General features: G+C 64.7%; 15 protein-coding genes, 1 tRNA gene and 2 riboswitches. Of the genes, 13 read left to right on the top strand and 3 right to left on the bottom strand.

The annotated features are described in order from the left end of the window. The first annotated feature begins 8 nt into the window (after nucleotides 1-8). Nucleotides 9-228, top strand: a riboswitch (cobalamin riboswitch). 30 nt (nucleotides 229-258) lie between these two features. The 10 genes from BMI90_RS10055 (at nucleotide 259) to ybaK (ending at nucleotide 10,611) form a co-directional block, all read left to right on the top strand. Then, nucleotides 259-924 (top strand): energy-coupling factor ABC transporter permease, encoded by a 666-nt coding sequence (locus tag BMI90_RS10055; RefSeq protein ID WP_078528951.1) that lies wholly within the window; start codon nucleotides 259-261, stop codon nucleotides 922-924. 64 nt (nucleotides 925-988) lie between these two features. After that, complete coding sequence (gene cobF / locus BMI90_RS10050) at nucleotides 989-1,750, top strand: precorrin-6A synthase (deacetylating) (RefSeq protein WP_078528949.1); 762 nt, start codon at nucleotides 989-991, stop codon at nucleotides 1,748-1,750. Between the two features lie 169 nt (nucleotides 1,751-1,919). After that, nucleotides 1,920-2,014: riboswitch (TPP riboswitch) on the top strand. Between the two features lie 60 nt (nucleotides 2,015-2,074). Then, nucleotides 2,075-2,863 carry a hydroxyethylthiazole kinase gene (thiM, locus tag BMI90_RS10045; protein WP_078528947.1) on the top strand — a complete coding sequence of 263 codons (789 nt, stop codon included), beginning with the start codon at nucleotides 2,075-2,077 and terminating at the stop codon, nucleotides 2,861-2,863. Then, complete coding sequence (thiE, locus tag BMI90_RS10040; protein WP_078528945.1) at nucleotides 2,860-3,471, top strand: thiamine phosphate synthase; 612 nt, start codon at nucleotides 2,860-2,862, stop codon at nucleotides 3,469-3,471. Before thiM ends, thiE begins: the two co-directional genes overlap by 4 nt. Then, on the top strand, nucleotides 3,468-4,271 hold the full coding sequence (thiD, locus tag BMI90_RS10035) for a bifunctional hydroxymethylpyrimidine kinase/phosphomethylpyrimidine kinase (RefSeq protein ID WP_078528943.1): 804 nt from the start codon (nucleotides 3,468-3,470) through the stop codon (nucleotides 4,269-4,271). The genes thiE and thiD overlap by 4 nt, the downstream gene beginning before the upstream one ends. Then, the gene (gene tenA / locus BMI90_RS10030) at nucleotides 4,268-4,954 is read left to right on the top strand and encodes a thiaminase II (RefSeq protein ID WP_078528940.1); all 687 of its coding nucleotides are present in this window, start codon (nucleotides 4,268-4,270) and stop codon (nucleotides 4,952-4,954) included. The genes thiD and tenA overlap by 4 nt, the downstream gene beginning before the upstream one ends. Nucleotides 4,955-5,284: 330 nt before the next feature. Next, entirely contained in the window at nucleotides 5,285-7,531 is a 2,247-nt protein-coding gene (locus BMI90_RS10025; RefSeq protein WP_078528938.1) for a Hint domain-containing protein, read from the top strand. An 88-nt stretch (nucleotides 7,532-7,619) separates the two neighbouring features. Then, a complete protein-coding gene (gene betC, locus BMI90_RS10020; RefSeq protein ID WP_078528936.1) occupies nucleotides 7,620-9,128 on the top strand; it encodes a choline-sulfatase in 1,509 nt (502 codons plus the stop codon). Nucleotides 9,129-9,294: 166 nt separating this feature from the next. Continuing rightward, entirely contained in the window at nucleotides 9,295-10,122 is an 828-nt protein-coding gene (locus BMI90_RS10015) for an aldo/keto reductase (RefSeq protein ID WP_078528934.1), read from the top strand. 9 nt (nucleotides 10,123-10,131) lie between these two features. Beyond that, entirely contained in the window at nucleotides 10,132-10,611 is a 480-nt protein-coding gene (gene ybaK, locus BMI90_RS10010) for a Cys-tRNA(Pro) deacylase (RefSeq protein WP_078528933.1), read from the top strand. On the opposite strand, the gene BMI90_RS10005 is transcribed toward ybaK, so the two are convergent. Further along, nucleotides 10,605-11,894, bottom strand: a complete 1,290-nt coding sequence (locus BMI90_RS10005; RefSeq protein WP_078528931.1) for a DUF3422 domain-containing protein — start codon at nucleotides 11,892-11,894, stop codon at nucleotides 10,605-10,607. The genes ybaK and BMI90_RS10005 overlap by 7 nt on opposite strands. A gap of 296 nt (nucleotides 11,895-12,190) precedes the next feature. Here BMI90_RS10005 and BMI90_RS10000 point away from each other — a divergent pair, with 296 nt between their 5' ends. Beyond that, complete coding sequence (locus BMI90_RS10000) at nucleotides 12,191-13,270, top strand: PQQ-dependent sugar dehydrogenase (RefSeq protein ID WP_078528929.1); 1,080 nt, start codon at nucleotides 12,191-12,193, stop codon at nucleotides 13,268-13,270. Nucleotides 13,271-13,278: 8 nt separating this feature from the next. Here the strand turns inward: BMI90_RS10000 and BMI90_RS09995 are convergent. Further along, a tRNA-Gly gene (locus BMI90_RS09995) sits at nucleotides 13,279-13,352 on the bottom strand. A 118-nt stretch (nucleotides 13,353-13,470) separates the two neighbouring features. Further along, complete coding sequence (locus BMI90_RS09990; protein WP_078528927.1) at nucleotides 13,471-14,043, bottom strand: fasciclin domain-containing protein; 573 nt, start codon at nucleotides 14,041-14,043, stop codon at nucleotides 13,471-13,473. Between the two features lie 455 nt (nucleotides 14,044-14,498). On the opposite strand from BMI90_RS09990, the gene BMI90_RS09985 reads away from it, so the two are divergent. Together BMI90_RS09985 and BMI90_RS09980 are read left to right on the top strand one after the other, a co-directional pair. After that, nucleotides 14,499-16,295: a sigma 54-interacting transcriptional regulator gene (locus BMI90_RS09985; RefSeq protein ID WP_078529037.1), complete on the top strand. Its 1,797-nt coding sequence runs from the start codon at nucleotides 14,499-14,501 to the stop codon at nucleotides 16,293-16,295. Nucleotides 16,296-16,571: 276 nt separating this feature from the next. Next, nucleotides 16,572-18,725 carry a hydantoinase/oxoprolinase family protein gene (locus BMI90_RS09980; protein WP_245794946.1) on the top strand — a complete coding sequence of 718 codons (2,154 nt, stop codon included), beginning with the start codon at nucleotides 16,572-16,574 and terminating at the stop codon, nucleotides 18,723-18,725. Nucleotides 18,726-18,729: the final 4 nt, after the last annotated feature.

The following is an 18,729-nucleotide window of genomic DNA, read 5'->3' as shown; positions in this document are numbered from 1 at the left end:
GGTCGCGTTTACCTGAAACCCTGTTTGGTGCCCGCAGATGCGCAAAGCGCAGGGCTCAATCGGGAACGGGGAAGGGTGGACCAAATTGCGGCACCCGAAGCCCCGGCCGCCCCCGCGACTGTATGCGGTGAGCGCGCTCCGACAAGACCACTGGGGATTGCCCCCGGGAAGGTGGAGTGGCGCTTCGACCCGCGAGCCAGGAAACCGGCCAGCAGCCACATCAACCGCCGTCGGGTGTGACGGCAAGGAGAACGCGATATGCATATCGAACCCGGCATCGTCACCGGTGCCAAGATCGTCCTGAGCTATGCCACGGCGGCCACCGCCGGTCTTTATACCCTCAAGATCGCCGCGCAGGCCGTACGCGAACAGGGCCCCGTTTCACTGATCGCCCGCGCCGCCATCGCCACCGGCGCGGTCTTCACCTTCTTCCAGATATTGCCGCATCATGCGGTTGGCGTTTCCGAGGTGCATTTGATCCTCGGTTCGACGCTGTTTCTACTGCTTGGTGCCGCGCCTGCGGCGATCGGGCTGGCGCTGGGGCTTCTCATTCAGGGCCTGTTCTTCGCGCCCTTCGACCTGCCGCAATACGGGATGAACGTGACGACGCTTCTCGTGCCGCTCTTCGGGCTGCAACTTCTTGCCAAGCGTCTGATCGCGCCGGGCACGGCTTACGTCGACCTGAAATACGGTCAGGCTCTGGCGCTTTCGACGGCCTATCAGGGCGGGATCGTGGCATGGGTCGCGTTCTGGGCGCTCTACGGTCAGGGGTTTGCCGAGGTGGGGCAGGTGCTGACCTTCGGGGCGGCCTATATGTCGGTGATCCTTCTCGAGCCGCTTGTCGATCTGGCGGTGCTGGCGCTTGCGAAGCGTGCGTCCGCCCTGCGCGGCAGCGGCTTCGTCACGCCGCGCCTCTACGCCTGAGCGACGTCCGCTGAACGACGACGAAAGGGGGCCGCCAATGGCCCCCTTTCCCCTGGAGAGACGCATGATCGAACTTGCCCTGATCGGTATCGGCACCGGAAACCCTGATCACGTCACCTTGCAGGCGATCGAGGCGATGAACGCTGCGGACCTCATCATGATCCCGGTCAAAGGCCCCGAGAAAACCGAACTGGCCGAACTGCGCCGGACATTGCTCGCGACGCATCTGAAAAATCCCGAAACGCGCGTGGTCGAGTTCGACCTGCCGGTGCGCGACGTGGTTACGACCAGCTATGGCGCGACCGTCGCGGATTGGCATGGCGCGATTGCCGAGGCCTGGGAGACGGTGATCGTCGACACGCTCGACCCCGGAACCCCCGGCAGGGTCGCCCTGCTGGTCTGGGGCGATCCGATGCTCTACGACAGCAGCCTGCGTATCGCCGGGATATTGGGGCGTCGCATTCCGCTGAGACCGCGCGTCATTCCCGGCATCACCGCGATACAGGCGCTTTGCGCAGCCCATGCCATTCCGCTCAACGAGGTGGGTGCGCCGGTCATGATCACGACGGGGCGGCAGCTGCGCGACCACGGTTGGCCGGGTGATGCGGAAACCATCGTCGTGATGCTCGATGGAGAGTGCTCGTTCCGGTCGCTCGATCCCGAGGGATTCCGGATTTGGTGGGGTGGGTGCGTGGCGATGCCGCAAGAGCGCCTTGTCGCCGGAGTTCTGTCCGATGTCGCTGCGGAGATCGTAAAGGTCCGGGAGACCCTGCGGGCGGAAAACGGCTGGGTGATGGATATCTATCTGCTGCGCCGGATCGGTTGAACCTGCGAGACCTCGCCTGTGCGACTGCGAACGGGGGATCGGCTGGCCCGCAAGTTTTCGGGAGGCGGAAGCGCCTTTCATGACCATTCCAGCCACTTTTTCGGCGCCGCGCGACGCCTGACCCGGCACACCCGCTTGACGGGCGCGCGCGAGAATGTCACCTCTGAGCGCGAAGCGACAGGGGCGCTCGGGCAACCGGGCTGAGACGAACCCTTAGAACCTGAACCGGATAATGCCGGCGGAGGGAGGCGCACGAGACGGTCCGGCGCGTTCCCGCCTTCCCTCTCGCACCCTTCCTGACGCCAAATGCTCAAGGAGAGTGCGATGGAAGATCCCGGCCAATATCTCGCGATGATGCGACAGACCGCGCCGCTCGTTCACAACATCACCAATTACGTCGCGATGAACGTGATGGCGAATGTTCTGCTCGCGGCGGGGGCTTCGCCCGCGATGATCCATGCCCGCGAGGAGGCGGCCGAGTTCGCGGGCATCGCGCAGGCGCTGAGTGTCAATATCGGGACGGTCTCGCCGCCCTGGGCCGAGGCGATGGAGGCGGCGGCAACGGTCGCGGGCGAAAAGGATGTGCCTTGGGTGCTTGACCCGGTCGCGGTCGGCGCGACGGGGTATCGGCGCGCGCTAGGCGCGCGGCTCCTGGCGCTCCGCCCCACGGTGATCCGTGGGAATGCGTCAGAGATCCTCGCGCTCGCGGGGGCGGTCTCGGCAGGCAAAGGGGTGGATGCGGGCGAAAGCGTCGAGACCGCAGAGAACGCCGCGCGCGCGCTCGCCCGGCATGGCGGCGCGGTGGTCGCGGTGACGGGTGCGGTCGATTTCGTGACCGATGGCACGCGTGCGGTGCGGATCGCGAATGGCGATGCGATGATGCCGCGCGTGACGGCCCTGGGGTGTTCGCTGACCGGGGTGGTGGCCGCGTTTGCCGCAGGTCAGTCGCCCTTCGAGGCGACGGTCGCGGCGCTGGCCTATTACGGCCTTGCGGGGGAACGCGCGGGGGCCGCGAGCGAGGGCCCCGGAACCTTCCAGCCGGCTTTCCTGGATGCGCTCCATGCAATTGATCCGGCAGCTCTGAACGCCGGTGCGAGGATCGAACTCGCATGATCCCGCCGCTTTGTTTCGTCACCGATCCGGTCGCGCCGCAGCCGGTGATCGCTCAGGCCCTCGCCGCGGCCCAGGGCGGTGCGGGCTGGGTGCAGCTGCGCGACAAGACCCTGCCGGATACGGAGTTCGCGGCGCTCGCCCGGGCGCTGATCGCAGCGCTTGCGCCTCATGAGGTGCCGCTCATCGTCAATGATCGGGTGGAGATTGCGATCTCCGTCGGTGCGCCGGGGCTCCATATCGGCCAGAGCGACGGCGATCCGGCGGCGATCCGCAGCCGGATCGGGCCGGAGATGATCCTTGGTCTCTCGATCGAGGCCGAGGCGCAAATCTCCGCCGTGCCTGCGGGCGTGGACTATCTCGGCGTCGGACCGGTCCATGCCACGGGATCGAAGCCCGATCACGCCCCGCCGATCGGGCATGAGGGCTTCGCGGCGATCGTCGCGCGTACGGAGCTCCCTTGCCTCGCGATCGGCGGCATCACCAAAGCCGACGCCGCCGCGATCCGCGCGGCTGGCGGTGCCGGGATGGCGGTGATCTCGGCGATCTCGCGTGCTCCCGACATGGCGCTTGCCGCCAGAACCCTGTGCAACGCATGGAGCGACACATGATCCCCAACATTCTTTCCATCGCCGGTTCCGATCCCTCCGGCGGCGCCGGTATCCAGGCCGATATCAAGGCGATCTCGGCCAATGGCGGCTATGCGATGAGCGTGCTCACCGCTCTGACCGCACAGAACACGCGCGGAGTGCGGGCGGTCAGCCTTTGCGACACGGATCTGATTGCGGCGCAGATCGCAGCTCTGCGCGACGACATCCGGATCGACGCGATCAAGATCGGGATGCTGGGAGACGCCGCGATCATCGAGTGCGTGGCCGCGGGGATCGACGGGCTCGACTGCCCGGTGGTGCTCGACCCGGTGATGGTGGCCAAGGGTGGCGACCGTCTTCTGGAGGAGGCAGCCGTGAGCGCGTTGCGAACCCTTCTGCCGCGCGCCGATCTGATCACCCCGAACCTGCCCGAGGCCGCCGACCTGCTGGGCTGCGACGAGGCGGAAACCCTCGAACAGATGCGCGAGCAGGCCCATGCGCTGCTGGCGCTCGGCCCGCGTGCGGTTCTGATGAAGGGGGGACATCTGAAAGGCGAACAGAGCCCCGACATGCTTGTCACCAGGCACGATGAACTCCGCTTCGATGCGCCCCGGATCGCCACGTGCAATACCCATGGCACAGGCTGCACCCTGTCCTCCGCGCTCGCGACGGGGCTTGGCATGGGGTTGCCGCTGCCCGAGGCGACGCGGCGCGCCAAAGCCTATCTGAGCGGAGCACTCGCCGCCGCCGACCGTCTCTCGGTCGGGTCGGGGCATGGGCCGGTGCATCATTTCCACGCATATCACGAGGACGACCAATGAGCTTCACCCGAGACCTCGCACGCGAGACGGCCTCGCTGCGCCGCCAGATCCACGCGATGCCCTTCAATCGGGAGCTGGCCGAGGGGCGGCTCGATCCGGCGATCTTCCAGGGGTACATCATTCAGGACGCGCATTACCTCGAAGGTTTTGCCCGCGCCCTCGCTTTGGCCGCATCCAAGGCCTCCGATGCGCCGAGCGTGGCGCAGCTTGCGGGATCGGCGGCGGGCGCGATCGCGGTCGAGCGAGAATTGCACAACCATTACATGGGGTTATTCGGCGTGTCCGCGGACGATTTCGCCGCCATCGCGCCCTCGGCCGCCTGCGATCACTATGTCTCTTTCCTGCTGCGCTCTGCCACCATCGGGGATTTTCCCGAAGCGGTAGCGGCCCTTTTGCCGTGCTTCTGGATCTATCGCGATATCGGTCACGAGATCGCGCAGCACAGCGGCTCGGAAAACCCCTATGCGGCCTGGATCGCGACCTATTCGGGCGATGCCTTCGACCAGAGCGTAGCCCGAATGCTGGACCTCACCGACCGGCTGGGCGCGGCGGCCGATGACGCGGTCCGCGCCCGGATGCATCGGGCCTTCGCACGCAGTTGCTGGCACGAATGGCGGTTCTGGGACAGCGCCTATCACCGCGAGACCTGGCGCCAGCCCGAACCGTTCGAAGAGCGGGTCTAGAGGAACACCGCTCGTCAGGCGGGGCCGCAAAAGCCTGCAATCCGGCGGTGCGTCGCCCGGGATTTTGCGGGTGCGCGCGCAAGCGTGTGATCTTTGTCCCACACATGAGAAGTTCACAGCTTCGTCACAAAGCTGCCCAACTGAAATCACCATTGCATTTCAGTGAGCAGGAGCGTTAACCGTTGAAAAAAACGTGTAGACGAGCAGCTGAGTTTCTTGGCGACAACTTCAGAGCTCCGGGTGTGTGTGATGCCCGTATCGTCCCTATCGCGATGGGGGCGAGCCGCTTGTTTGTCGCCGGGGCGTGTTGTGTGCAAGGACGAGTAACGAATGGCGACGACGTTTAATTGGATCTACCTCGGATATTCGAGCACGATGCTCGACCCGAACGAGGGAAATTCCGATATGGAGAATGCGAGCCGCTTTGTCGGCGCGACCGCAGGCTCCACCACGAATCCGCTGTTCCAGAATATCGTTTCGGCCACCACGATCGACAACGGCGGCACGGTTGGCGCGCTCGACACCAATAACAACGTCTCGAACGACCAGATCGTCACCGATATCGGCTCGGGTCCGACGACGCTCACCTATGATGGTCTGGCCGTCTACAACGCCACGATCACCTATGTCGATGGCACCACCGCGAATGTGACCGCGGTGATCGTGCAGACCACCGATGGCAGCGTCTTCCTCGCGCCGGAGATCACGGCAAATGCCGACACCACGGCCTATGAGGCCAAGCCGATCCAGTCGATCCGGCTCAACAGCGTCAGCAACGCGACCAATACCAACATGGCCGCCGACCGCTGGGTGACCGGGTTCGATGACGGCTATGTCGACGGCACCGCAGGCGACGACCTGATCGACAACAATTATGTCGAGCCGATCGCGAATGGCTCGGACAAGGTCGACAACAATGATGCCGGTCTTGCCGGAACCAGCGGCAATGACGACTACATCCGCGCGGGCGACGGCAACGACACCGTGTTCGCGGGGCTCGGCAACGACACGGTCACCGCCGGCACCGGCAACGATTACGTCGATGGGGGCTCGGGCAACGACTCGCTTCTGGGCGAGGACGGCAACGACACGCTGATCGGCAATACCGGCAACGACACGCTCAATGGCGGCGCGGGCAACGATCTGCTCGTCGGCGGCGCGGGCTTCGACAGCCTGCTCGGCGGTGCGGGGGACGACACGCTGCTCGGCGGGACCGAGAACGACACGCTCGATGGCGGGCTTGGCAATGACAGTCTCGACGGCGGCTCCGGCAATGACTCGCTCATCGGCAACGGCGGCAACGACACGCTGCATGGCGGGGCCGGGGCGGATACGCTTTCGGGCGGAACGGGGATGGATTACGTCTCCTATAGCGACAGCGGGTCGGGCGTCTCGATCAACCTGAGCAACGGCACTGCCTCGGGCGGGGATGCGGCGGGCGACGTGCTCAGCGGCGTTGACGGGATCATCGGCTCGGAGTTCAACGACACGCTGATCGGTTTCGATGGTTTCTCCTCCGATCCGGTCGACGGGTATACCAACGTCATCTATGGCAACGGCGGCGATGATTACATCGACGGTCTGGGCGCGGATGACAGCCTCTATGGCGGCACCGGCAATGACACGGTGCTCGGCGGGGCGGGCAATGATTATGTCGCGGGCGACGAGGGGAATGACAGCCTCGACGGTGGCGCGGGCAACGACCTCGTCGAGGGCGGCACCGGCAATGACACGCTCACCGGCGGTGGCGGGGCCGATACCCTGATCGGTGGCGACGATCAGGATACGTTCGTCAATCTCACCGATGGCGCGGTCATCGACGGCGGCGAGGGCGGGGCGGATTACGACGTGCTCGACCTCAGCGACTGGGGCTGGAGCAATGTCGTCGTCAATCGCGACACGGCCAACCCCGAGAACGGCACGATCAACTTCCTCGACGGCACCGGCGCTGTCGTGGGCACGATGACCTACACCAATATCGAAAAGGTCATCCCCTGTTTCACCCCGGGAACCCGGGTCGCGACACTGCACGGCGAGATCGCGGTGGAGGATCTGTGTCTGGGCGACCGGGTTCTTACCCGCGACAATGGCTATCAGCCGATCCGCTGGATCGGGCGGCGCAGCCTCACCCGCGCTGAACTGGACGAGCGCCCCGAGTTCTGTCCCGTTCGCATCGCGCCCGGCGCGCTCGGCTCGAACCAGCCCGAGCGCGAGATGCGCGTCTCGCCGCAGCACAGGGTGCTGTTGAGCGGGGTGCGTGCCGAGCTGATCTCGGGCGAGCCCGAGGCGTTGGCAGCGGCACGCCATCTTGAGGGCCTCCCGGGCATCGAGGTCGATCGCGCCGCCGAAGAGGTCACCTATATCCACATCATGTTCGACATGCATGAGATCGTCTTCTCGGACGGGCTCTGGACCGAGAGCTTCCAGCCCGGTCGCGCCACGCTCTCCGAGATGGGCCGCGCGCAGCGCGACGAGATCCTCGCGCTCTTCCCCGAGCTTGCCGATGCCGAAGGCAGTTACCCTGCGGCACGGCCCAGCCTGAAGCGCCATGAGGCGCGTATCATCGCTGCGGCGTGATACGTACGCTGCGGGGCCGGGGTTGCTTCCCTGCTCCGCTCCTCGCTACACCGGGACCCCAGCCCCCGTGACGTGAAGGAGCCCCGCGATGCGCCGACCCAATATCCTCGTCCTGATGGTCGATCAGCTCAACGGGACGCTTTTTCCCGATGGCCCGGCCGAATGGCTGCATGTACCAAATCTGAAGAAACTCGCCGCGAAATCGGTGCGGTTCCAGAACGCCTATACCGGCTCGCCGCTCTGCGCGCCGGGGCGTGCCGCCTTCATGTCGGGTCAGCTCCCCTCGCGCAACGGCGTCTATGACAACGCGGCCGAGTTTCGCTCGGACATTCCGACCTATGCTCATCACCTGCGCCGCGCGGGTTATCAGACCTGCCTGTCGGGAAAGATGCATTTCGTGGGCCCCGACCAGCTCCACGGGTTCGAGGAGCGCCTGACCACCGATATCTATCCCGCCGATTTCGGCTGGACGCCGGACTATCGCAAGCCCGGCGAGCGGATCGACTGGTGGTATCACAACATGGGCTCGGTGACCGGGGCGGGGGTGGCCGAGGTCTCGAACCAGATGGAGTATGACGACAACGTCGCCCATGAGGCGAAGATGAAGCTCTACGATCTGGCGCGCGGCAATGATGCGCGCCCGTGGATGCTGACGGTGAGCTTCACCCATCCGCATGATCCCTACGTCGCGCGCAAGAAATACTGGGATCTCTACGAGGATTGCGCGCATCTGGACCCCGAGATCGACGCGATCCCCTATGACGAGCAAGATGCGCATTCCAAACGTATTTTCGACGCCAATGACTGGCGTGAATACGACATCACCACGGAAGATATCCGCCGCTCGCGCCGCGCCTATTTCGCGAACCTGTCCTATCTCGATGACAAGGTCGGCGCGCTGTTGCAGGTGCTCGAGGACACCCGGCAGGAGGCCACGATCCTGTTCGTATCCGATCACGGCGACATGCTGGGCGAGCGCGGGCTTTGGTTCAAGATGAGCTTCTACGAGGGCTCGTCGCGCGTGCCGATGATGATCGCGGGCCCCGGTCTTGAACCGGGTGTCGTGACCGATCCGGTCTCGACCATCGACGTGACGCCGACGCTGTGCGATCTGGCCGGGATCTCGCTCGACGAGATCGCGCCCTGGATTGACGGGCAAAGCCTTCTGCCGACGGCACAAGGCATTCCGCGCGCCGAGCCCGTGGCGATGGAATATGCCGCCGAGGCCTCCTACGCGCCGCTCGTCTCGCTGCGCAAGGGTCGCTGGAAGCTGAACCTCTGCGCGCTCGATCCCGATCAGCTTTTCGATCTCGAGGCCGACCCCCATGAGCTGACGAACCTCGCGGGCGATCCGGCCCATGCCGAGACACTGGCTGCATTGAAGGCCGAGGCGCGCGGGCGCTGGGATCTGGACCGGTTCGACGCCGATGTGCGCGCCTCTCAGGCACGGCGCTGGGTGGTCTATGAGGCCCTGCGGCAGGGCGGCTATTACCCGTGGGACTACCAGCCGCTCAAGCGCGCCTCCGAGCAATATATGCGCAACCACATGGACCTGAACGACCTCGAAGAGCGCAAACGTTTCCCGCGCACAGAGTGAGGCCGAAACTCATTTGGCGATGGGTGCGCGATCTTCGGTCTGGCGAGATGAAGTTCGCACTGACCGCCCGGTCGCGGGCCATTGCTTTCAAGAGTTTTTGAACGCCTTTCCTCCGGTCCGCCGCGCCCTAGTCTGATGCACAGCCCTCAGGCAAAAGGAGACGACCATGAGCACTCCCATCCTCACCCTCAACGACGGCACGAAGATTCCGCAACTTGGCCTTGGCGTCTGGAAGATGCCCGATGATGAGGCCCCCGGCATCATCCTCAGCGCGCTTAACGCGGGCTATCGTCATATCGACACCGCCGCCGCCTATGGCAACGAGGCGGGCGTCGGGCGGGGTATCGCGGAAAGCGACGTGCCACGCGAAGAGATTTTCGTGACCTCGAAGCTCTGGAACGACCGGCAGGGATATGACGCGGCGCTGCGAGCTTTTGACGAGACGATGAGCAAGCTCGGCTTCGACACTCTCGATCTTTACCTGATCCACTGGCCGATGCCGGCGCAGGATCAGTATGTCGACAGCTGGAAGGCGTTGATCCGGTTGCGGGAGGAGGGCCGTATCCGCGCGATCGGCGTGTCGAACTTCCTGCCCGATCATCTGGAGCGGCTTATCGAGGAGACCGGCGAGGCGCCCGCGATCAACCAGATCGAACTGCATCCCTATTTCCAGCAGGCAAAGCAGCGTGAGGTGCATGAAAAGCTGGGGATCGCCACCGAATGCTGGTCGCCGCTGGGGCAGGGTGAGGCGCTCTCGGATGCGATCCTGACCGAGATCGCCAGCCGCTACGGCAAGTCGGCCGCGCAGGTGATCCTTCGCTGGCAGATCCAGCTCGGCCTCGTGACGATCCCGAAATCCTCCAACCATGACCGGATGCGCGAGAATATCTCAATCTTCGATTTCGAATTGACCGAGGCGGAGATGGCGCAGATCAAGGATCTCGACAGCGCCGAGGGCCGGATCGGGCCGGACCCGGCCACCGCCAAGTTCTGAGAGGAGCCGATGGGCCATGCCACCCCGGCGACACAGGCGCTCAGCCGCGCCAAGCTCGCCTTCGATCTGCACGAATATGCCTATGAGGCCGGTCTGGCGCAGATCGGCCTTCATGCGGCGGAGGCGATCGGGGCCGAGCCCGCGCGGGTTCTCAAGACCCTGATGGTCGAGGTGGATGGCAAGCCCGCCTGCGCGGTGATCCCGTCGGATGCGTCGCTCTCGATGAAGAAGGTGGCGGCGGCCTTCGGGGGTAAATCCGCGAAGATGATGGAGCCCGCGAAGGCCGAGAAACTGACCGGGTTCCACACCGGGGGCATCAGCCCTTTCGGGCAGAAACGCGCAAGCCCGGTGGCGTTTGAACAGAGTGCGCTCGGGGTTGAGCGGATCATCGTCAATGGCGGCAAGCGCGGGTTGATGATCGAGCTTGCGCCCGCCGACGCGCTCAGCGCTGCCAAGGCCGAGGCCAAGCCGCTGATCGCCGATCAGTGACCGCCCACGCCCTTGCGGATGCGCCGGATCATCAGCCAGACCGCGAGGATCACGATCGGGGTCAGCCCCGCCATCATGATCTCTTTCGTCAGCCCGATCTTTTTCGAGACCGGATAGGCGAGATAGCCCGCGACCGAGATCGCGTAATAGCTGATCGCGACGACCGAGAGCCCTTCGACCGTGTGTTGCAGGCGTAGTTGCAGGTCGGACCGGCGGTCCATGCTTTCGAGCAGTTTCTGGTTCTGCGCCGAGCGTTCGACATCGACCCGCGTGCGCAAGAGCTCGCCCGCGCGCGCCGCCCGCGTCACCATCTGCCGTAGCCGCGTCTCGGCCGATTTCACCGTGCGCACCGCCGGATCGTAACGTCGCGCCATGAACTCGCTGAGCTTCTGGCGGCCCTCGAACCGGCTTTCGCGCAAGCTCTCGACCCGCTCGCGCACGATCGCCTCATAGGCGCCTGTGGCGGAGAAGCGGAAGGAATGCTGCACCGCGAGGCTTTCCAGCTCGGCCGAGATTTCCAGCAGCTCGTGCAGGGTCTCTTCGGCGGAATTGGCATCGTCGCCCATCCCCTCGACGATCTCGGTCAGGCGCGGGTCGAGCGCGTTGAGCCGCTTCGACAGATCACGCGCGCGCGCAAGCCCCAGCATCGACATGGCGCGGTAAGTTTCCAGCTCGCACAGCCGCTGCACCGTGCGCCCGATCCGCCCCGGCCCGGTGCCGGGCCGCGCGAAGATCGCAAAGCGCATCTGCCCGTTCGGGTCGATCCGGAAATCGCCCGCGACCACCGCCGCGCCATCGAGAACCCAGGTGCAGACGAGGCTTTCCGCGACGAACCATTCTTCCAGCATCGGCGCGATATCGTCGGGGTTTTCGGGCAGGTCCACGATGCGGATCTGTACCGCGGCGATGCGTCCGCCGGGGCCTTTCTCGATCCAGGCGTCGGGGAAGATCTCTGTCTCGGCCGGGTCGAAGGCGCGCGAGGACACGCCCTTGCCGAAGGCGAGATAGGTGGTGAACTCGGTATGGCTCTCCCATTTCAGCTCGTGCCGCCCGATCTTGCCGGTGTAATGGGTAATCCCGGCTTCGGGCTGGGCCGCGCCGTTGAGCGTGAGCAGCTCGGCCAGATGCGCCTGGTCCTTCGAACGATCCCGGTTCGCCGCGTCGCGGGGTTCCTTGAAAGCGAGATAGACTGCATGGCCCGGCACGCCCAGCTTCGGGTAGGGCCGGGCATGAAGTTCGTTGACGAGCGCATAGCGCTGGGGATGGTCTGGTCTTTGGCTCATCTGCGGCGGTTCCCGATCACGCGGCTGTTACACCTTTGCCTGCTGCGAAAACCCGCCGCGATCAAGGCTTTGGGGACATGCATCGGCATACCTTGCAATTCTGCCACAGCGCGCAGGAGCGGGGAAGCGGGCGGGGGGCGTTGCCCCCGTCGCCGGAGGGCGACAAATTGTGACCGGGCAGGGGGCGCCGCCCCCGCTGCCTGGCGGCAGCCCCCCGAGATATTTAATTCAAGAAGAAGCAAGGGGTTTTCCTCAGGAAGATCGGTCCCATCTTTGAAGGGACAGGAGGTGTGCCGATGACCCGTTTCTCGAGTTTGTTACTGAGCCTTGCGCTGGCCGCACCCGCTTTCGCGCAAAACGTGGGTGAGAAGCCGGCTACGCGCGACTGGCCCTTTACGCTCAAAGCCGTGGCCGAATTGCAGAACCCCTGGGCGATCGCGGCGCTGCCCGATGCTTCGGTGCTGGTCACGGGCAAGGCGGGGAGGATGTGGCATGTCGGCCCTTCGGGTGCGCGGGAGTTGTCGGACCTGCCGAAGGTCCAGTATCGCGGCCAGAACGGCTTGCTCGACGTGGCGGTGCCGCCTGATTTCGATGCGACGCGCGAAGTCTATCTGACCTATGTCTCGCGCGGGAACGCGCTTGTTCTGGCGCGCGGGACGCTCGACGGTGACCGGATCGCGGGCCTGAAGACGCTCTGGCAGCAGACGCCCGGAGGGCGCGGTCAGCCCGGCGGGATCATCGCTTTCGGGCCGGACGGGATGCTCTATCTCAGCGTGGGCGACCGGATGCAGCCCGACACCGCGCAAGATCCCGACAATCCGCGCGGCAAGATCCTGAGGCTCACCCGCGACGGCAAAGCCGCGCCGGGCAATCCGAACTACGACAAAGGCGGCGTTCGCGCCGAAACCTGGACCGAGGGGCATCGCAATCCCTACGGCCTTGCCTTCACCCCCGATGGCAAGCTTTGGGAGCATGAGATGGGCCCGCGCGGCGGCGATGAACTGAACCTGATCGAGCCGGGGAAGAATTACGGATGGAACGAAGTCTCCAACGGGACGCACTATTCGGGTCTGCCGATCCCCGATCACGATACCCGGCCCGAGTTCGAGCCGCCGAAGCTGTGGTGGACGCCGGTGATCGCACCCTCTGGGATGGCGGTCTACGAGGGCGGCGACTTCCCGCAATGGCGAGGCGATATGCTGATCGGTGGATTGGCGGGGAGCGGCGTGGCGCTGATCGCTGGAGATGGCTCGGACCAGCTTGCGCGCTGGGATCTGGAGATGCGCGTGCGCGATATTGCGGTCGGTCCGCAGGGGCAGGTCTGGATCATCGAAGACGCCGATGACGGCGCGCTCTACCGGCTGGTTCCAAACTGAGGGGAGCTTGGAGCGGGTAGCGGGAATCGAACCCGCGCGTTCAGCTTGGGAAGCTGACAGGCTACCATTACATCATACCCGCATGGTGCGAGCGCAGAGGTAAGTCAGGCGCCGCGCCCGGTCAAGAGGGATCGCGCAGCAAAACGCCCGGAAGGCCAGAGGCCGACCGGGCGTTTCTCGCAAACCCTAAGGGAGCGGGCTTACATCTTCGGCAGCATCACGGTCGAGATCACGTGGACCATGCCGTTCGACTGGCGCACATCGGCCGTCTCGACGGTCGCGACATCGCCCTTGGGATCGGTGAGCATCACCATGCCATCCTTCATCGTGGCCGTCAGCTCGCACCCGCCAAGCGTCTCGATCTTGGCCATGCCTTTGCCCTTTTCGATCGTCGCCACGATGTTCTCGGCGGTGATCACGCCCGATGCCACATGGCAGGTCAGGATCTTCGTCAACGTCTCCTTGTTCTCGGGCTTGACCAGCGTCTCGACGGTGCCCGCGGGCAGCTTGTCGAACGCGTCATTGGTCGGCGCGAAGACGGTGAAGGGGCCGGGGCCGGACAGGGTCTCGACGAGGCCCGCAGCTTTCACCGCCGCGACGAGCGTGGTCAGGTTCGGCGCCGCCGAGGCATTGGCCGCGATCGGCTTGCTCTCGTACATCTTGGCGCCGCCGACCATCGGGTTCATGTGATCGTCCGCAAGGGCGGGGCCCGCGACAGCAAGCGTTGCGGCAGCCGAAATCGACGCGACAAATGCGCGGAAGTTCAAAGACATAGTGGTTCTCCCTGTGATGTGACGGAGTGTTTCCGTCTGGTGCAAGGGCTACGCAGGAGAGGCGGGATAGCGATCACTCGGGCGCGATCACGAAGGCGTGAGCGCAGATCCAATGCCAGTGTCAGACCTCTCGGGGGCCTCGTCGCAGAGGGGGCGGGGCTCCCTTTCGGCGCGCACGGAGCGCGGCCATCGCGCGGCCGTGACGGGGCGTCAGACGCGACGCAGGTGCACCGCGAAAAAAGGTGGCGGAAGAAGACGCTCCGGCCGACAGCCGTCATTTGGGGGGATGCTGCGGGCGTCCGAAAATCGGACACTCGGATTTCATCGTCTTTGCTATGAAAGTGTCCAGCATCCACGGCCGCATGATTCGTGTATTCTGAATCAGTGCGGAGGCTTTCCGGAGCGAGAAGGTCCGTTGGCTTGCTCTGATGACCTGTCTTTTCGGGGAGGAGAAGATGGAGCAGACAGTACAGAAGGGAGATTGGGAAGACTTCATGGCCGTAGGGCGGGTTCCACGCCAGATCCGCCTTGAGGTTCTCGAGAGCTGGAAGCGTTCCGCGCGCCATTCCTTTTCCCATCTCAGATTTGCGCCGACCCTGACGGAAGATGAATTGGCGGCGCAGCGAACATCTGCGCGCCGGTTGCGCCGCGGCGCGCACACGGCGCTGCAGCGCGCCGGGCGACTGCTGAACAAAAGCGGCGAGATCCTGTTGCTCTGCGATGATGCGGGGGTGGTGCTCGACGCCGTCGGCGACAGCCGGACACTCGCGCGCGGCAGCGAAAACCATCTGAACCTTGGCGGGCAATGGACCGAGGAGGCCATCGGGACCAACGCGATCGGAACGTCGATCAAGCTGGGGCTTCCGGTCATGATCCGCGAGGCGGAACATTTCTGCGAAGCGATCCAGAGATGGAACTGTGTCGCGACGCCGATCGCCGAGCCGGGGACCGGCCGGCTCCTCGGGGTGGTCGATATCTCCTGGCCGGAAGCTCTTCATCAGACCAGCGCGGCCGCCTTGTCCGCCGCGCTGGCCTTGCAGGTGGAGACGGAACTGACCCGCATGGTTTCGCGTGAACGCGAAACTCTGGCCGAACGCATCCACTTGCGGCGTCTGCGTCGGGGGAATGATCCGTTGCTGATCATGGATCGCAGCGGCGCGGATGTCTTCGCGACCGAGGATTTCGCGCGGTTCTGCGAGGATGATGAAGCGCTCACATGGCTGCGCGGTCAGGTGCCCCAAATCATCGACCAGACCCCGGACACGATCGCCGAAACTCTTTCCGATTGCCTGCATGGCGCGGATCTGGAGGTGATCGAGGATCAGGGCGAGGCAATCGGTGTCATGCTCTGCATGCGGCAACGCCGCGCGAAGGCCCTCGATATGTCGGCGCAGCTGGATCAGGCAAGCAAGCTCGGAGAGGCGAGCGCGCGGCTTTGCGCTCAGGCCCGAAAGCTCGCGCAGACCACGATCCCGATCCTCATCGAAGGCGAGACGGGAACCGGGAAGACCTATCTGGCGGAAGCCATTCATCACGCGAGCACCGAAGCCGAGGGTCCCTTCACCCTCATCGACTGCCCGCAACTGACGGAAGCGGGGCTTCGCGAGGATCTCGCCGAGGCTCGCTACGGATTGGAAGTCGGGGTGCTGTGCCTCAACAGCCCGGGCGCCGCGATCGCGCCCGTTCAGAAGCTCTTGCTGGCGGCGGTCGAGCAGGCCTCCTTGCGTGGAATGCGTATCATCTCCCTGTCGCAGCGTTCGCTCTATGACGAAATGCGCAAAGGGGCTTTCCGAAGCGATCTCTACTATCGGATCGCCGGGGTGCGGCTCCACATTCCGCCTCTGCGTGAGCGCCCCGAAGAGATCGCGCCGCTTCTCCAGCAGCTCGTCCGTTGTCACAGCGCAAGGCAATGCGGTCGCGAAATTCGCTTCACGTCCGGTGCGATGGATGCTCTGAAAGCCTATGCCTGGCCCGGCAATATCCGCGAGATGCGCAACCTTGTCGCAACACTCGACGCCTTGTCTCCGACCGGGCTCATTGATGACCGGACGCTCCCGCCGGAGTTCCGTCAGCGCGACACGCGAAACGGGGCGGAGACGACTTTGCGTGATCTGGAACGGGCCGAAATCATCAGCGCGATCGCTGCCGAGAACGGCAATCTCTCTCAGGTCGCGCGCCGCCTCGGGATCGCGCGCTCGACGCTCTATCTCAAGCTCGACAGTTTCGGGATCGCGCGATCGCAAAAGGCCTGAAGGCCTATGGGGCGGCAATCCCCCTGCGACCCGTGAGTGACGATCACTCACGGGATTTTCCTATCTTTGAAGACATTCCGAGCTGAACGTTTCGACAGCTCTTCCCGGGTGGCCCTCGATATGGCCGTATCGGGCCGACCTTCGCCGCGATTTCGCGTCCGCAGCGTGTCCGTCAGACCCGTCGAAAATCGGACACCGCGACCTGAAATCACGCCGCCATCCTGTGACTCAGCCGCGCCCAGGTCGGGCCGGCTTTGGCTAAGGGAGGAGTTTTTCGTGCCACTGGACAAGAAAAACAGCCGTTCCGTGCAGGTGCTGGGCATCGACGCGGGCGGGACGATGACTGACACGTTTTTTGTCGATGCGGATGGGGAATTCGTCGTCGGCAAGGCGCAATCGACGCCGGATAACGAAGCGCGCGGCCTCATCGAGTCGAGCCGCGAAGGGCTGGAGCACTGGGGCTTGTCGCTGGAGGAGGCGCTGGGCTCGATCCAGACCGGGGTTTATTCCGGCACCGCGATGCTCAATCGCGTGGTGCAGCGCAAGGGGCTCAAGACCGGGCTGATCGTCAATGCGGGGATGGAGGATTTCCACCGCATGGGTCGCGCCTGTCAGGCCTATCTGGGGATGGCCTACGAGGACCGCATCCACCTCAACACCCATTACTATGACGATCCGCTCGTGCCGCGTCACCTGACGCGCGGCGTGATGGAGCGCGTGGACATGTTCGGCGACGTGGTCATTCCGCTGCGCGAGGACACGGCGCGCAGCGCGGCGCAGGAGCTGATCGCGCAGGATGTCGAGGGCATCGTGATCTCGCTTCTGCACAGCTACAAGAACCCCGCGCATGAGCGCCGGGTGCGCGATATCGTGGCCGAGGAGGTCGAGAAATCGGGCAAGCAGATCCCGGTCTTCGCCTCGACCGATTACTACCCGGTGCGCAAGGAGACCCACCGCACCAATACCACCGTGCTCGAGGCCTTCGCCGCCGAGCCCTCGCGCCAGACGCTCAAGAAGATCTCGGCCGCGTTCAAGGACAATGGCTCGAAATTCGATTTCCGGGTGATGGCCACGCATGGCGGCACGATCAGCTGGAAGGCGAAGGAGCTGGCGCGCACCATCGTTTCGGGGCCGATCGGCGGCGTGATCGGCGCGAAATATCTCGGCGAGGTTCTGGGCTACAAGAACATCGCCTGCTCGGATATCGGCGGGACCTCCTTCGACGTGGCGCTGATCACGCAAGGCGAACTGACGATCCAGAACGACCCCGACATGGCGCGGCTGGTGCTGTCGCTGCCGCTCGTGGGGCTTGATTCCGTGGGTGCAGGTGCGGGCAGCTTCATCCGCCTCGATCCCTATACCAAGGCGATCAAGCTTGGTCCCGACAGCGCGGGCTACCGGGTCGGCGTGTGCTGGGCTGATAGCGGCATCGACACGGTGACGATCTCGGATTGCCACGTCATTCTGGGTTACCTGAACCCCGACAACTTCCTCGGCGGTCAGGTCAAGCTCGACCGGCAGCGCGCCTATGACGCCATGAAGGAACAGATCGCCGATCCGCTCGGGTTGACGGTCGAGGAAGCGGCGGCGGGCGTCATCGAGCTTCTGGACAGCGACCTGCGCGATTATCTGCGCTCGATGATCTCGGGCAAGGGCTATTCGCCGTCCTCCTTCACCTGCTTCAGCTATGGCGGGGCCGGTCCGGTCCATACCTATGGCTATACCGAAGGTCTGGGCTTCGAGGACGTGATCGTGCCGGCCTGGGCTGCGGGCTTCTCGGCCTTCGGCTGCGCCGCGGCGGATTTCGAATATCGCTACGACAAGTCGCTCGACGTGAACATCGCCGAAGAGGCGTCGGACGATGCCAAGGAGATCGAGGCGAAGACCCTGAACGACGCCTGGCACGAACTGGCTGAGCGCGTGCTCGAGGAGTTCGAACTCAACGGCTATTCGCGCGATCAGGTCACGCTGCAACCCGGCTACCGGATGCAGTATCGCGGCCAGCTCAACGATCTCGAGATCGAAAGCCCGATCGAGTCGGCAAAGACGGCGGCGGACTGGGACAAGCTCGTCGATGCGTTCAACGACACTTACGGGCGGGTCTATGCCGCCTCGGCGCGTTCGCCCGAGCTGGGCTATTCGATCACCGGCGCGATCATGCGCGGCACCGTGCCGATCCCGAAACCCAACATCCCCAAGGAGGAAGAAGGTAGCCCGACCCCGCCGGACGAGGCCAAGCTCGGCACCCGCAAATTCTATCGCAAGGGCAAATGGGTCGATGCGCAGCTCTACCAGATGGAAAGGCTCGTGCCCGGCAACCGGGTCACCGGTCCCGCGATCATCGAATCCGACGCCACGACCTTCGTCGTGCCGGGAGGGTTCGAGACATGGCTCGACGGTCACCGCCTGTTCCATCTGAAAGAAGTGTGACGGC

The organism is Thioclava sp. L04-15 (assembly GCF_002020275.1).
GTDB classification, from domain to species: Bacteria; Pseudomonadota; Alphaproteobacteria; order Rhodobacterales; family Rhodobacteraceae; genus Thioclava; species Thioclava marina.
The sequence above is the reverse complement of the archived record's forward strand: the minus strand, read 5'-3'. Positions and strand labels throughout refer to the sequence as shown.